The following is a 15,121-nucleotide window of genomic DNA, read 5'->3' as shown; positions in this document are numbered from 1 at the left end:
TGAGAAAGTGTTTGTATCAGGGATACTTTCAAATATAAAAAGTCTTCGGGATGCCAGTGTAGAATTCGTTGGTGATCTTTTTTACAAAATTTTCAAGGAAATGTATGAATCTATCCCAAAGTACGATTTGATCCCAGAAACAACGGCAGAGAAGTGGTTCAGAGAAATGCTTTTGCGAGAGTACTCAAAGCATGCTGCAGAGCAGAGTCAATTGACGGACCTGGTGTTGAAAAGTTTGGGAGAAAAAGTGTTCTCTAACTTTCCTCAAAGGGAGTAAGCTTCTTTATGGAAAATCAAACGGAACAAGAATGGAATTCCCCTTCTGAAAATCAACCTTGGAGAGGTGTACACAGAGTAATACGCTTTGATAAAAAGTTTTCGAAGTTCTTTTTGTGAGAAGCTCGGATGTTTGAATACCAAGTGTGTTCCGTCGTATCTCCTCCAGTCTTTTTCCAGAATCTTGCGTTTCAACTTTTCGAACAAAGCCGTTCCAGGATAAGGTGTGAGAATGGAGAATTGAACGATAGAGGCCTTCAATTTTTTGGCAAATTTTATAGTCTTTTCTATCGTTTCTTTTGTCTCTCTCAACGCACCTATCACGAAACTTGCGAAAATGTCTATTTTGTACTTCTTCAAAATCTTTACGACTTCGAAAGCGATCTCGGATTTCATATCTTTTCCGTATTCTTCAAGCACTTCATTACTAGCACTTTCGAAACCTATGAAGAGCATCTTGCAACCTGCCTTCGCCATCGCCTCAACCATATCTTCTTTCTCTAAAAGTTCATCCGCTCTCGAAAAAGCCCACCATTTGAATCCGAGATTCCTCTCGATCATCGTTTCGCAGAGCCTCATTACTCTTTTTGGATTTATCGTGAAGTTGTCATCAAAGAAGATAACAGAACCGTACCCCATTCTTTTCAGCAGTTCAAGTTCTTCTATAACGTTTTCAATACTCCTCCACCTGATCTTTCTTCCCATGAATTGAGATGCACTACAGAATTCACAATTGAAAGGGCATCCCCTCGATGTTATGAGACTTGTAGCTTTTCTGCCAGCGAATTTCGTTCTGTAAAGGTTCACTTTGCTTCTATCGGGAAAGGAGATCTCATCTAAATTCTCTATAAAGGAAGGTGAGTGGGCTATGACTTCACCATCCTTTAGATAAGCAACGCCAGGTAAAAAAATGTTTCTTTCTCTTGCTTTCAAAACCTCCAAAAGCGATGGGAGAGTCTTTTCTCCTTCTCCCAGTATGACGTAATCGCATATTTCTTCTCGCAAGATTTCCTTATGGAAAGCTGTAGCATGAGGTCCTCCTATTATCACCGTTACACCTTGAGATTTTGCTCTCTTTGCTATTTCCTTCGCAATCGGGAAACGAACGGTATCAGTGGAAATTCCTATCACGTCGTATTCTCTGAAGTTAAAAGTTTTCCACAGTAATTTTTCGACGTTCATGTCAATCAGTTCTACTTTGTGTCCTTTTTGTTTCAATGAGGAGCTTATGTACATGAGACCAAGAGGAGGATAAACCGCCCCGAGCCTATAGTAGTAACCGCCACTATAGGGATTGACAAGAAGGATCTTCATATGATCACCCCTGAGTGTATTCTACACCTAAAGCAAAAAGAGGGGCACTGCCCCTCTTTCTGTCATCTCGTAGCATGTGGTTTTGTTTGCTTACTCAGTTTCAATTGCAATCTCGTTGAAAGTCCAACCGAATTTTGCTGCGGTGGTGTTGGGGTCGCCAAACTCCGTTCCTATTTCCCAGACGTTGAAGAACATTTCACCGAAATTCTGAACACGAGTGGAATATAAACTCAAGATCTTTTCTGCTTTTTGTACGAAATCCTTAACGTTGATCTTCACTCTACCCTCCTGAAGAGGTGAGTGTATCCTAAAGGCAATGTAATCCCAACCCCATGGGGCGAAATACACATCCCAAGTTGTTTGAGTTGGTACACCGTTTATTTCCACAGTTGTTGTGAATTCACCTACTTTGTTGCCGCCGGGCATCAATATGTTATTGTAGAACCAAACCATGATTTCCACATCTCCAGAGGAGACAGAGGTTTGATCTGGCTGACGCGTGATCCAAGTTTCCATGGCCAGGTTTATCGGTAGGTTGTTTTCATACCAGATGGAATAACCGAGTGTCACGTAAAAATCGGGTAGGTCTTTTACCTTAATAGGGAGAAAATCTACTCCGCTGCTGTGGGCTGCCCAAGGTTTATAACCGTAATAAACTTCTGGGTATCCATGTACCCAACTACTCGGGTTTCTAAGCACTATGTTGGAGATATCAGCGTAGAATTCAACTTTTTCCCCGTCAAATTTCAGCCATGTTTCACCTTCGTAAGATTGAATGTTCCAAAAGTTCAGCTCCATTGTGAGTGGAAGGTTGTTGAAAGCGATATCCGCTGAACCGACGCTTGTAAGGACCACTTCAACTGGGAATAGAAAAGTTGAAACCACCAGCATTAAAAATATACCCCACTTCATGGTCTCACCTCCAAAAAGAAATCTTTGAACATCCAATTGAATCGAGCTTCTTTTGAATCAGGACCACCGAATTCCGTTCCAATTTCCCAAACTGTGAAGTAGAGCTCATCGAAGTTTCTTACACGTGAAGATTCAGACAGAACTTCTTTAGCAGCTTCTAGAAATGGTTTCAAATCGAAGGTAATTTTTCCGTTTTTCACCGGATTCTCCAGTCGAAAGGCCAAGTAGTCCCATTCCCATTCCGCATGCCAGAGTTCCCAATTTTGTGTTTTCTTCTCACCGTTTAAGATGTAAGGGATTTGAATTGTTCGGATCATCTTACCACCGGGGGTGAGATTGTTCGAATAAAACCAAATCATAATCTCAACGTCTCCTATGGATGCTCCGGTTTGATATTCTTCTTTCGTAAGCCACGTTTCTGGTGCGAAATTCAAAGGAAGATTTGTGGAATGATCTATTTCAAAGGCGATAGTTGTTACAAGAGAATTCACAGACTTTACTTTCGCGGGAAGAATGGTACCCTCTGCACTATGTTTTTCCCAGGGTTTGTAACCGTAGTAAAATTCTGGATAGCCGAGAATGAAGCGCTCAGGTTTCAAAGCTGAAAGATTGTGAAGATCCGCGTTAAAAGAGAGTGTCGCACCGTCAAATTTCATGGAAGCATTTCCTTCATAATGCTTCACATTCCACAGATTCAACTCCATTGAGAGAGGTATCCCGTTCCAAATAAAATCCCTTGTTCCCGGTTTTCTCAGTTCTATCATTCAATTCACCTCCAAAAAACAGTATATTATGAAAACATTTACAATCAAATTCTCGTTTTTTTCATTTATCCAGAATTGGGACTGAATATTGAAGAATATTTCTTGGAAACTTCGATGTGTTATTCAAGGGGTTGAAATCTTTAATAGATGTGATAAAATTACAAAACGGCGGGGCGTAGCGCAGGTGGCTAGCGCGCTTGCATGGGGCGCAAGAGGTCGCTGGTTCAAGTCCAGTCGCCCCGACCAATGCCCTCGGGCTTGCCGAGGGCATTTCTTATTTATCGTATCTTTTCAGGAAAGCAAATATCTCTGCTATAACTAAATACATCTCTTCGGGTATCTCCGAAAAAAGCTCCAATCTCATCAGATCGTCTATCAAATCCGGCCTTTCTTCTATAGGAATTCCATATTTTTGTGCCATCTTTATGATTCTTTCTGCAATCTCCCCGACTCCTTTTGCAACAACCTCTGGTGCTCTCATTCGAGAGGGGTCGTACCTCAGTGCTATAGCTTTTTTTATATCATCCATACGCATTGAATCCCTCCCAGATCATGGGATCTTTCCTAGAGAAGAAAATTTGTGTGTTCAGACCGAGCCTCTCCAAATTCTTTTGCAGTTCTTCACCGTGCTTTTGCAGTTCTTCGGAATGTCTCTCTGCGTAAAATTTTATGGAGAGGTTTCTGCCATCTAAAAGAACGTCTGCGACAACTTTGCCGAATTTGAAGGTATTCACCACAACTACGATCCTGTTTTCTTTCTTTTCCCACCACATTTCTGATACGCCGAGTGACGGTAACGAAAGAAACTTAACATTTTCATCCAAAAGATTGTTCAGTAGAAAAACAGCGTCCGGTATATTAGGCATCGGCAATCGGTTTGGTTTGGGGAGTATCTCTTTGTCAGGTAATTCAAACTCTAACATTTCTTTTCCTTTCCATATCAGGAACCACGTAGAATTCCTTTTTTCAACGGTAACTTTATCTTTCAAGAAATCTTCTAAAAAGAGAAAACTTGGATTTTCTTTTACATGAAAAGACAATTTTGGAAGTTTCCTTTTTTTAAAAACGATCAGGATGATTTTTCTCTGAAGTGGAATGATCATGTAACTCTCTCCCACGATACCCTTTTTCATCGCGGGAAAATCAATTTGATAGACGTCGTGTTCTTCAGTGTGTATATCGGGCCTTCTCATTGATATCATTCTTTCTACATCGACATCGACCGGTGAATCTTTTTCGCTTTGAAAATTTTCCTTGACGAATTCGATGAATATCTGAAAAGAAAATTTTTTAGGAAACTCCGTCCATTTTGCCTCTAGAGCTTTCGGAAAGAAGCTTGATAAGGATTTTTTGTCTTCATCAGACATTTCCAAAAAACGTCGAACCACGAGATGTTTCACAAGCATTTTCAGGAAGTGTACGTAGCTTTTTTCAAATCCCCGAGAAATTTCATTGAGAAAACTGAGAAGCCCTGGGGTCTTGAAAATTTTCAAGGCGAGATCTTCACCGAAATGGGCGATCAGTTTTGCTTTTAACTCTTTCCCCGTTAAAATTCTGTTGTTCCACACTCTAACACTTTCTCCCACTTTTGGTGGTTTTCCATTTATTTCTAAAATAAGAACGTTGTGTTTTTTTGAGAGTACTACAACATTGTTGTACCTTCCTATAACTTTCCAGACGTCCATTCGCTCCCCCTCCAAATACGATTATCGACATTTCAATTGAAACTGTGAGAACAATTTGTGTTATCAGAAAGAGTTGCTAAAATAATTTATATATAACGAGTTTTCAAGTACGGGAGTGTTAAAAATGGCAGGTAAGACTTTTGACCTTCCTTTCTATCGAAACACATTTTTCGGTAACGTAGTGGCGTTAGTGTACTCCACTTTTATCTATTCTTCCCCTTGGTTGTTTCCTTTTATTTTTGTGTTATGGTCGTACAGGAAGATATCTATTCCTCCTTCGGCTCTCGGTGTTTTAACTTATTCCTTCATATTCTCTGCTATACTCTCCGGAAGTGTTTTGTATGCGATTCTTAGAACGCTTTCGGACTTCGTGTATTCCAGAAAAGTTGAAGAAATCTACAAAAATTATTCAGGATCTTTTCTTCTGGCATTTGTTGTATCGTTGATGATTGGTTTGATTCTGTTCAGAGGGTATCCATATAGGAACGTGGCAGTCTATCTCTTTGTGATTCTAACACTGATGCAGCTCTCCCTTCAATTTGCTGGCATAATAGAAAGGAATTTTTTCATCATCTTGTCGTTCATCCTCGGTTTTCTCCCCGCTGTGATCTTTGTAGAGACACATCAGGGTAAATTGAATGAAGGAGAATTTCTCATAATCTTCTCACTTGCAATAAGTTTGGTAGTGTTTTTGATAAATCTCATAATATCTGTGTATTTTAGGACGACGAACAGAATGAGTTTCGATTTTATGAAATTGATCAAGAGATATCCAATGTTGTTCTTTATGGGTTTTTTCTATTACTTGTCCTATTGGACGGATAACATGGTTGCATGGTGGGCGATGGGCGAAGAAGTGACACCTCACGTAGTGATCTATCCAGAGTACGATTTCCCTTTCTTCTCAGCATTGTTGTTTTTCGTCCTTCCAATGGTTCTACTCAGCGTAAGTGTTGAAACACGATTTTTGAGAAATTATCTTGCCTTTCTCTCCGCGATAAAGAACAACAAACCTTTGGAATATGTGAAGATAAAACTGAAAGACACTCAGCGTGCGATGGAAGGTGTTTTTACAAGATTGTTGACGATGAACGCATTGATTTTGATCGTTGGTCTTTTGTCGAGTGATTTTATAGGAAAATGGTTGAAGTTTTCCGAAAGATCAGTGAATATTTTCAGAATGGCACTTTTCGGTGGTTTTTTCAACTCTCTGTTCATGTTTTTCCTTATAATGTGCCTTCATTTTGAAGAGTACATGCTGGTTTTTGAAGCATCTGTTGTTGTTTTTGTATCGAACCTTTTGCTCTCTATTTTTACAATCAGAGAAGTTCCGGGACTGAGTTTCTTCCTTTCTTTTCTTTTCGGAGTTGTCTTTTTTGTGCTTAGATTCAACACGAAAAATGTTATTTTCAAGATCTACACTAAACAATCGTGGAAATTAGAGAAAGTAGAGAAACTTCATTGGAAACCGAGGAGGTAATGAACGTATGAGAAAGTTCGTTCGAGTTCTGGAAATAATAGGCACTTATCTTGGTATCTTCCTATTGATCCATCTTCTTCCTGAAAACGATCAAGACATCTTCACCGCCTTTTTCTACGTTCCTTTGTTCGTTATATCCGTTAGATACGATATACTTTACCACATACTCAACATGCTTCTTTACACAATCTTTGCGATAATTCTAGCTGAAAGTGAAATCTCTTTTGGTGCGTACACATCACACGTTGTCATCTTGAGTACCTCCTTTGCAGTGGCCTTGATAAACAAAGCTCGGCTCGAAAGTTTGCGTGATTATGAAGAGAAATTGAGACGGGCAGAATCGAGTCTGGAGACGTTGGAGAGACAAGCGAATTATTTTGAAAACGTCATCGATACTCTCAAAACCAAGCTTGCTTACGAAACTGAAGGAGTGAGTTCTTTATTTTTGAAGTTGACGGAGTTGCCGAGAGACGATCTGAGGTTGTTTGCCCATAGATTCTTGGAGATTGTGGCTGAATTTTTCGACTTGGAAGGAATTTCCATATGGGTTTACAATCAAGGTTTTTTGAGAATCTTTGCGAGCGTGCCTTCGTTTCCTGATTCTCATTTTTCCACTCTATTGAACGACTCTTTGGTTGTAAAAAACGCTTTGAGAAACGGCAGTTGCTCCATAGTGGAAATCATTGACAGTCTGAGTGATGAAAGATTCAGAGAGCCGTGGCTTGCAATCAGGATAGGTGAAAATGAAAAAGATCCATTCGGGGTGATTGTCGTTGAAAGAATGAACCCGGGTGAACTCGACAAAGTGGAGAACCATCTAAAGGCGTTGGCAGGATGGTTCTACATCAGTGTTAGAGAGTTTCAAAGGGAAGAAAAGGGAAAGATCGAAGAGTACAAACTTCCCGATGGCACATACGATCTGAATCGCTACAACTCGGAGAGACAAAAGTATCAAAATCTTTATGCAAAGTATGGTCTCCCTTTCTCGGAAATCTGTGTAAAAGTACCTAGTAACGAATTAAGAAACGTTTTGAATGCTCTGAGGAAGGATGACCTTGTGGCGAAAATCTTTGAAGATGTTGAGAGCGTTCAATTAAAAATTTTACTTCCTCTTTGTGATGAGATAGGGAAAATATCTGTTATGGAGAGGTTGAGACATGAAATCGAAGACATCGATTTTGTTAACTGCTAATTCTATAAATTTTGCCATAGGTTTAGTGAACATACTTTTCTGGCTGAAAGGAGAAAACGATTTCTTCTTTTTTGTGTTTGGAGCAAATCTTGTCGTTCACTTCTTAGTGAACAGGGATCCAGTGCAAACACTCGTTGCCCTCCTAACGTACCCCCTTGGACTGATCACCTTCACGAAAATATTGAACGTACGATTCCCCGAAGAAGGTCAGAATGAGAAATTTTTTGTTTTCAGAAAAAAGAATGTAAACATTCTTCATCCGAAGGCGGTGTGTTATTTCGGATCACCAGAAGAAAAGAAACGTCTGATTCTGCAGTTAGTAGATGATCTAAAAAAGGGAAAAGTGAAAGTTGATAAAATTGTTCCTTTCCTTAAAAAACTGGTTCTGGATCCCCATCCTGATGTGGTTCTCTACGCTTCAGAATCGATCGGTGAAATAGAAAGTTTCTTTGGGGAATCTACTAACACTCCTCTTATGATAGAAGAGCTCAACAATGCTGTGGAGGATTATTTGAAGTCGGATTTTTGGAGTGGTGAAAAAAGAAGACGTTACAAAGAATTTTTGATTAAAAAGATAGAAACTCTGGGTAAAACACCAGAGTACTTCGTCTTGAAGTATAAAGTTCAGGGGGATGTTTCGGTTCTTTTCGAAGGCTTGAAGGAAACCAAATCAAGGGAGATTCTCGGGCTTTTGTTGGTCGAACTTGTGAAGAACAAAGAATATGAAAAATTCAGATCTTTGAAAAAGTTTCTCTCTTCAGGAGATTGAGATATAAGTTTCTGTAACGCTCGATCACAAGATCCAGTCTGTACTTTTTTTCAACGATCTTCCTGGCATTTTTTGAGAAAGCTTCTCTCATCTCCTTGTCTTCATAGATTTTCAAGATAGCTTTTGCCATGCTTATATAATCTTTCGGAGGAACGATAATACCACATTGTCCTATTTCGTCGTAAACTAGTTCTCTACACGCACCCACATCTGTTGCTACGATTGGAATACCCATCGCCATAGCCTCTAAAAGAACCAAAGGTTGTCCTTCTGAAACACTGCTCAAGGCCAACAGATCGATTCTCGGATAATAATCGTTGACGTCGCGATGCCCGAGAAATTCTGTGTAATCTTCCAAATTCAATTCTTCTATCAGTTGAGCACACTCTTTGTAATATCTATCGTCTTCTATGGGTCCTATCAGGAGAAGTTTTATTCTCCTCTCTCCAACGATTTCTTTGACAATTTCAAAAGCTTTTATCAACGTTTTAATATCTTTTATCCTGGTGATTCTTCCAACGAAAGCCACACTGAATCCTTCATGTTTTTCCCTTTTTAAAGAGACTAATTTTTCTACATCCACCCCGTTAGGAATGATCATCATTTTCTTGGGATCTGCCCCCAACTCCAGTTGAAACATCTGATTTCTTCCGAACAATGTTATTAACACATCACTAACTTCATAGGCGACTTTGCTCAAAATCTTAAACATATTTATCCACATTGGTTTGTAATCATCGGGTATCCAGTTGGAGATGATGATTTCTCTTTCTCTTTCGCGGTGATAAATTCCATGTTCTGTTATGATTAGAGGAGCGTTGTGGATGAACTTTCCGACGATTCCAACGAGTGAAGCGTAACCCGTACTCGGAACGTGGAAAATGTCACATTTGTCTGGGATGAACTGAAGTGAATTGAATATAGGAAGAAGGAGATTCTTGACCATCCAATAATACTCCGTGAATCCTCGATAGTTGAAGAATTTCTCGTAGGTTTTTACCGTTGCATCCCAAAATATTTTGCTTTCGAAAAATTTTCCAAAGGCTTTTCCTGCATTTTTTCGGATGAGTTCAATCACATTTTTGGAGATGGTGTCCAAACTTTCCTTTCGAGTTATTGCATCCACTATTTGTTCAACAGGAGATAGATCCAAATCATCAGGCAAGGATGGATTGTAGAATCCGAAGATGTTGAGTTCGTAAATTCCCGTAACATTTTTTGGGATTTCGTACTTAGGAACCATTTTCTCTGAGTCAGGTTTTATGTAATAAATCTCGAATTCAAATTCCTGAAGGTTGGATATAAGTTCATGAACCCATGTTGAGACGCCTCCTTGAACGTACGGATAACTTCCTTCCGAGACGATACCTATTTTCATTCTGGATCCCCTCCTTAGTTATAATTAAAACATGTTTTTCACAAAAGGGGGGTCAGCTTTGCTTCAAAAAATCATTGGAAGTTTTCTGATTCCTCCCGGAATCTTGATCTTGTTCCTTGTCTTCGGTGCTTTTTTGTTGAAGAGAAAAAAATGGTTCTATTTGGTTCTTGCTGTGCTTTTGTACCTTTTAAGTAGCTATCCCGGAGAATTTTTTCTTCTTCGACCTCTGGAAAAAAACCTGACGTTTTCAACATTGCCTAGAAACGCGGTAATCGTGGTTCTTGGTGGTGGAGTAGAGAGAGGGACGAGATTGGGAGATAGTTTGAAAGATTCTACTTTGAGAAGGCTCATGGCCGGTTTTCAAATTCATAAAGAGACTGGTTTTCCTGTCCTTCTCAGTGGTGGTGGTTTTTCACAAATTAAACCTGAAGCAGTGGTGATGAAAGAATATCTTCTTTCTCTCGGCGTTTCAGAAAAAGATATTTTAGTCGAGAGCAGATCAAAAAATACGTACGAGAATGCCATCTTCACGAAAGAGATATTGGGTGGCGACACGCCGATAATACTTGTAACCGATTCCATACACATGAGAAGGGCTCTTTTCACATTCAAAAGATTTTTCAAAACGGTTGTACCCTATCCAGCAGGTTGTTACTTCGGCACACCTGAATTTATCGATTTCTTTCCGAATTCAACCTCCTTCTATCTGAACTCGCGTGCCGTATACGAATGGATTGGAATTCTCTGGTACAATCTGAAGGGGAGGTGAAAGAATGAATTTGTCGACAGCGAAGATCATGGCAGGGGTTGGATTGATACTGGGTTTCTTTGGAGCGATACCAGCTGTGGGATGGATCTTTTCGCTGATTGGAACGATTTTCTTTTTGATGGGCATCTACAACATTTCTCAGATCACCGGTGAAAGAAGAATTTTCAATTTTCTGTTGATACCCGCCATTTTGCTACTCATAGCTTCTTTTGTATACGGTGTATTTCTAGCAGCTGCCTTGTTTGTAGGAGGGATTTTTGCAAGTGGTGTGGCTCTTTTTGGATTTTTGGTCATTGTGGTTCTAGGTATAGTAGCTTTGGTGTACAAAGTGAAAGCGTACAGGTTGCTCGCCGAGGTTCTCAAAGTTCCTATTTTCAACATCGCTGCGTCTTTTTACAAATGGGGAGCCATTCTCATGATTGTTTTTGGAGTGGGGCTCATTTTGATGTTTATCGGTGATATACTCGCCTTGATAGGGTTTTTCTCCGTTCCTGCTCGTGAACAGGCATAAGGATCAGGAGGGCTAAGAAGAATTGTGGTATCTCTCACGTCATAGATGGTTTTTTGTAGGAGCCGCCATTCTCATATTTCTCGGATTCGTGTTTGTTCAGCTACACTATCAAAAGAAGATAGAAACCTATCAACTGAAGGTTTTCCGAGTTATTGCTCAGTGTTCCATAGATTTGGTGTCCAGTGGGTATTTCCAATGGACAGAACTGAAGATGGCAATAGAGCAAAATGATAAAGAATTCATAGAGGAGGCTTTCAAAGAAATCAAATCTCTCGATCCTTACATAAAGAAGATAGAGATTCTGGATCAACCTCCGAATTTTGAGGAAGGATATTATCATGTAGAGTCGGACGGTGAGAGAATTTGGGTTCGTTTCAAGATCTACGATAGCATGGGAGAAGATATGATACCAAACAAAACGGCTTTGGTTGAATGGGATGCGAACCGAATTCTCAATTCGATAGGAGCAAGCGTGAGGTTTAAAAAAGGTGGGAAGAAAACCTTTTGGGGATTGGAGTATGTATCGAATAAAAACGACTGGTTTTTCGTTTCTTTCCAAGGAACCATCGTTGGAATGATTCTTATGATGGCTTTTCATGTGTTCTTTGTAAATTCTGTTCTGAAAGCACATTACGAAACAGAGGGTCTTGAAAGGATAGTGAACATTGTGGGGAGGAAAGATCATTACACAGCTATCCACTCCAGAAACGTATCAAAAATAGCTGTTTTCTTGGGAGAAAAGATGGGACTCAAAAGAAAAGACTTGAAGGCTCTAGAAGCATCTGGAAAACTCCACGACATCGGGAAAATAGCAGTACCTGAACACATTCTCAACAAACCCGGGAAGCTATCAAATGAAGAATTTGAAGTGATAAAAAGACATCCGCAAATAGGAGCGGATATCTTGAGGGAATACCCTGAGCTTTCTTCTATCGTGTCTGCTGTACTTTACCACCATGAAAGGATCGACGGTTCTGGTTATCCAGAAGGCTTGAAAAACGATGAAATACCTCTCTTTGCAAGGATTATAGCAGTTGCGGATGTGTATGATGCCCTCACCAGTGACAGACCGTACAGAAAAAGCTTGAAGCCAGAAGATGCTGTAAACCTCATGAAGGAAATGCCTTTAGATCAGAAAATTGTTGAAATTCTGGCAACTCACCTTTCTGAGATCAAAAATCTCAAACCCTCAACTTAACACCTGCTTTGCATGTTAACACCGTTCCACTGAATTTTTCTTTGAAAATCTCTATCGCTCTGTTTCCGGTACAATGACAAGGGGCGATACCTTTTATTCTTAGATCGTTGAAGACCTTGACGATTTTCTCTATTCTCTTTTCGGAAGCGTTCAAAAGATGAAAACCGCCTATTAGCAACTGAATACTTTTGTTGAAAATCTCCGAGATATCCAGTACTATGTTGTCGATCCCACGATGAGAACACCCAGTTATAACAACTAGACCTTCTTCTGTGGTTAAAATCAACGTTTGTTCATCTTCAAAAAGATCTTTTTGTTTCGTGCCGCTTTTTTCTACGTAAAATTCCCCAAAAGAAACATCATTTCTCAAGTTCACCGGTCCGATCAAAAAGACACCGGGTTCGAGCTCAAGTAACCTGTCTTCAACGAAAATGACTTCGTTTTTTGTAGCAACATCGTTCCAATCGTGAGGGTATCCAGCATACTTATTTCCAGAATACTTTGGAAAGAGGGCTTCTTTTCGAATCCAGATTCTCTTGTTGGAAAGAAAAGCAAGACCACCAATGTGATCGTAGTGTCCGTGACTGATCACAACATTTTTTGGAACTTCCATGTGCATTTTCTTTAAGTTTTTTAAAAAAACGTCAGTTTTTCCCGTGTCGAAGAGTATTGTGTTCGTAACCGCTGAAAAACCATGTTCGTGTTCTAATCCTTCTAAAGCGGAGTCGTCACATATAACGTGCACGAGCACGGTTTACCACCAGCTTTTCCAACCCCATCCTCTTCTGTGACGCCAAGTCAATCCCAGTCCGAATCCACCCAAACATATTGGCCACAGCCTCATCCGTTCCCACCTAAATCCTCTCCACGCGTAGCCTGGCCATCTCAGCCACCACATATTCTCACCTCCTGTTTTCCAATTCTCTCAGCCTCTCTTCAACGTATCTAAGTTCCTCTTCCAAAAATCTTTTGTACTCTTTCAACATTTCCTTTTCATCTTCGACTGAATATGGTGGAAATTCAGCGTACATCCACCAGGGACCGAAACCGAATCCAAAACCTCCTCTCCATCCTCTTCTCCAACCGAAACCGCCGCCCCACCACATGCTCTCACCTCCATATATGTATTATACATATATATGGAAGCACAGTCAAGAGAATGGGTAATCTCTCTTATCCTATTGCGCACTCTCCCAAATCTTTTTTATCTCTTCGCTATATTTTTTGAGTATCTTTAGAAGTTCCGGATTGAAGTGGGAAGGTAAGGTCTTTCCGTCTCCTTCTAGGATGATCCTCACAGCGGTTTCGTGATCCAAAGCGGGCTTGTATGGTCTTTTCGAGCGAAGCGCGTCGTAAACATCCGCTAATTTCACGATCTGAGCTTCTATTGGGATCTCACCGTTTTTCAAACCGAAAGGATAACCTGTTCCGTCGTAGTTTTCATGGTGATAGAGAGCGATGTTCTTTGCTACCGTCAACTCCTTTCTTCCGGAAAGCAACTCTCCACCCCAGACAGTGTGTTTTTTCATGATTTCCCACTCTTCCGGGGTAAGTCTTCCTTTTTTGTTCAAAATTTCTTTTGGAACTCTAATCTTTCCAATGTCATGAAGAGGTGAGTAAAGATAGATTTGTCTCACCAAATCTTCGGGAAGTTCTAATTTCTCTGCGAAAAATCTAGAAAGCTCTTGTACTCTTCTTACGTGTGCTCCCGTAGGCTCGTCGAATCCTTCAACGATGTCTGCCATTTTATATGCGAAGAACTCGTAAGCTTCAGCGAGTGCTCGACCTTTCTCTTCGATCTCTTGTGCCATTTTTTGCAGTTCGGAATAAGAGGCCTCGAGTTCTTCGTACGACGCTTCCAACTCTTCACGCTGAGATTCTATGATCGTAATCATGTCTGCTACATCATCAATCAGTTGGTTGATCTCCAGGATGTTGGAAGAGATTCCCGATACATCGAAAACTCTCGAACGCAAGTATTCTTCAGCCGATCGGGAAAATTTCTTCAGCGGTTCGTTCAATTCCTTGATGAGAACCCTTTTAATCTTTGTCAAAATAATCATACCAAGAAGATAGGAAAGACCGAATATATAGCCTATGTGGAGTAGAGAATTTCTTAGAATTTTGAAGAATGGTAGTTGCATCACGAACACGGTGTCGTCTATCGATCTCTTGAAGAAAGCAATATAAGAGGCTTGAAATTTCACGCCTGTATCTTCGTTTTCAGGAGAAACGTGAACGAAGATCTTCCCGTTTTGAAGAAGGACCTTTCCACCCTTGTTCATAACGTAGACCCCAATGGGAAGAACGTCTTTCATAATTTTTTCAGGGACTATGTCTACAGCCAAAACTCCCAAAAATTTCCCATTTTCATCGAATACAGCTCTCGAAATTCCAATCGTAACAACGTTGAGAATCTTGTGCACAAGAGGAGGGGAAATAACCGCAACGTTAGGATTTTCAACAGCAGATTTGTACCAAGGTCGTTCTCTTGGATCGTAACCTGGTGGTAAAGTGGCAGAAGGGTATATGTAGTAGTTCCCATCGGGGGTAGCGAAGATGGGGTACGCGGTATAGTCACTGAAATACTCACGAATCAACTTTAGCGCTTTCAAAATATCACCGGGATTTCTAAAATTACTAGGATTATTTGCAAGAAAATTTAGGATGTCTTTGTAATTGTCTATCGTTTTGCTCCATTCTTTTTCTATAAAATTTAACTTTTCTAATACAGTTCTTTTTTCTATATGATAAGTGATCAACGTTACTACAATAGACACGGCTATTGATATGATAAGAACAAAAAGCAGATTTCTTCTGTAAATCACATCTTTTATTGTCTCTTGAAGAGTCCTTACATTCACAATTCCACC

General features: G+C 40.1%; 16 protein-coding genes and 1 tRNA gene. 8 read left to right on the top strand and 9 right to left on the bottom strand.

Going from position 1 to position 15,121, the window contains the following annotated elements; genetic code table 11:
* Window positions 1–7: 7 nt before the first annotated feature.
* The gene (locus AS005_RS03440) at window positions 8–277 is read left to right on the top strand and encodes a rod-binding protein (protein WP_101510268.1); all 270 of its coding nucleotides are present in this window, start codon (window positions 8–10) and stop codon (window positions 275–277) included.
* Here AS005_RS03440 and AS005_RS03435 read toward each other — a convergent pair.
* The 3 genes from AS005_RS03435 to AS005_RS03425 all read right to left on the bottom strand — a co-directional run bounded on the left by AS005_RS03435 (window position 265) and on the right by AS005_RS03425 (window position 3,266).
* A complete protein-coding gene (locus AS005_RS03435; protein WP_101510267.1) occupies window positions 265–1,590 on the bottom strand; it encodes a radical SAM protein in 1,326 nt (441 codons plus the stop codon). The two genes, AS005_RS03440 and AS005_RS03435, sit on opposite strands and share 13 nt — an antisense overlap.
* 90 nt (window positions 1,591–1,680) lie before the next feature.
* Entirely contained in the window at window positions 1,681–2,502 is an 822-nt protein-coding gene (locus tag AS005_RS03430; protein ID WP_101510266.1) for an endoglucanase, read from the bottom strand.
* Window positions 2,499–3,266, bottom strand: a complete 768-nt coding sequence (locus tag AS005_RS03425) for an endoglucanase (protein WP_101510265.1) — start codon at window positions 3,264–3,266, stop codon at window positions 2,499–2,501. The genes AS005_RS03430 and AS005_RS03425 overlap by 4 nt, the downstream gene beginning before the upstream one ends.
* Before the next feature lie 169 nt (window positions 3,267–3,435).
* Here AS005_RS03425 and AS005_RS03420 point away from each other — a divergent pair.
* Window positions 3,436–3,512 (top strand) — tRNA-Pro (locus tag AS005_RS03420).
* A gap of 28 nt (window positions 3,513–3,540) precedes the next feature.
* On the opposite strand, the gene AS005_RS03415 is transcribed toward AS005_RS03420, so the two are convergent.
* Together AS005_RS03415 and AS005_RS03410 are read right to left on the bottom strand one after the other, a co-directional pair.
* Window positions 3,541–3,801 (bottom strand): FlhB-like flagellar biosynthesis protein, encoded by a 261-nt coding sequence (locus AS005_RS03415; protein ID WP_101510264.1) that lies wholly within the window; start codon window positions 3,799–3,801, stop codon window positions 3,541–3,543.
* The gene (locus AS005_RS03410) at window positions 3,788–4,951 is read right to left on the bottom strand and encodes a flagellar hook-length control protein FliK (RefSeq protein ID WP_101510263.1); all 1,164 of its coding nucleotides are present in this window, start codon (window positions 4,949–4,951) and stop codon (window positions 3,788–3,790) included. The genes AS005_RS03415 and AS005_RS03410 overlap by 14 nt, the downstream gene beginning before the upstream one ends.
* Window positions 4,952–5,075: 124 nt before the next feature.
* Between AS005_RS03410 and pelG the strand changes: the two genes are divergently transcribed.
* The 3 genes from pelG to AS005_RS03395 are packed head-to-tail and all read left to right on the top strand — an operon-like array spanning window position 5,076 to window position 8,392.
* The gene (gene pelG / locus AS005_RS03405) at window positions 5,076–6,431 is read left to right on the top strand and encodes an exopolysaccharide Pel transporter PelG (protein ID WP_101510262.1); all 1,356 of its coding nucleotides are present in this window, start codon (window positions 5,076–5,078) and stop codon (window positions 6,429–6,431) included.
* A gap of 7 nt (window positions 6,432–6,438) precedes the next feature.
* Window positions 6,439–7,623, top strand: coding sequence for a hypothetical protein (locus AS005_RS03400; RefSeq protein WP_101510261.1), 1,185 nt, complete (start codon window positions 6,439–6,441; stop codon window positions 7,621–7,623).
* On the top strand, window positions 7,589–8,392 hold the full coding sequence (locus AS005_RS03395; RefSeq protein WP_101510260.1) for a hypothetical protein: 804 nt from the start codon (window positions 7,589–7,591) through the stop codon (window positions 8,390–8,392). Before AS005_RS03400 ends, AS005_RS03395 begins: the two co-directional genes overlap by 35 nt.
* On the opposite strand, the gene pelF is transcribed toward AS005_RS03395, so the two are convergent.
* Window positions 8,355–9,770, bottom strand: a complete 1,416-nt coding sequence (gene pelF, locus AS005_RS03390) for a GT4 family glycosyltransferase PelF (RefSeq protein WP_101510259.1) — start codon at window positions 9,768–9,770, stop codon at window positions 8,355–8,357. The two genes, AS005_RS03395 and pelF, sit on opposite strands and share 38 nt — an antisense overlap.
* A gap of 58 nt (window positions 9,771–9,828) precedes the next feature.
* Here pelF and AS005_RS03385 point away from each other — a divergent pair, with 58 nt between their 5' ends.
* Genes AS005_RS03385 through AS005_RS08825 form a run of 3 tightly spaced genes read left to right on the top strand, consistent with a single transcriptional unit; the run spans window position 9,829 to window position 12,248 of the window.
* Window positions 9,829–10,539 (top strand): YdcF family protein, encoded by a 711-nt coding sequence (locus AS005_RS03385; protein WP_233186217.1) that lies wholly within the window; start codon window positions 9,829–9,831, stop codon window positions 10,537–10,539.
* Window positions 10,540–10,543: 4 nt separating this feature from the next.
* Window positions 10,544–11,050, top strand: a complete 507-nt coding sequence (locus tag AS005_RS03380) for a DUF996 domain-containing protein (RefSeq protein WP_101510257.1) — start codon at window positions 10,544–10,546, stop codon at window positions 11,048–11,050.
* A gap of 22 nt (window positions 11,051–11,072) precedes the next feature.
* A complete protein-coding gene (locus AS005_RS08825) occupies window positions 11,073–12,248 on the top strand; it encodes an HD-GYP domain-containing protein (protein WP_199203823.1) in 1,176 nt (391 codons plus the stop codon).
* Here AS005_RS08825 and AS005_RS03370 read toward each other — a convergent pair.
* The 3 genes from AS005_RS03370 to AS005_RS03360 form a co-directional block, all read right to left on the bottom strand.
* Window positions 12,232–12,999: an MBL fold metallo-hydrolase gene (locus AS005_RS03370; RefSeq protein ID WP_101510256.1), complete on the bottom strand. Its 768-nt coding sequence runs from the start codon at window positions 12,997–12,999 to the stop codon at window positions 12,232–12,234. The genes AS005_RS08825 and AS005_RS03370 overlap by 17 nt on opposite strands.
* Before the next feature lie 151 nt (window positions 13,000–13,150).
* A complete protein-coding gene (locus AS005_RS03365; protein WP_101510255.1) occupies window positions 13,151–13,354 on the bottom strand; it encodes a DUF5320 domain-containing protein in 204 nt (67 codons plus the stop codon).
* Between the two features lie 72 nt (window positions 13,355–13,426).
* Complete coding sequence (locus AS005_RS03360) at window positions 13,427–15,112, bottom strand: HD domain-containing phosphohydrolase (protein ID WP_101510254.1); 1,686 nt, start codon at window positions 15,110–15,112, stop codon at window positions 13,427–13,429.
* Window positions 15,113–15,121: the final 9 nt, after the last annotated feature.

Source organism: Thermotoga sp. KOL6, assembly GCF_002866025.1.
GTDB lineage: Bacteria > Thermotogota > Thermotogae > Thermotogales > Thermotogaceae > Thermotoga.
This window is presented reverse-complemented; position numbering and strand designations above follow the sequence as displayed.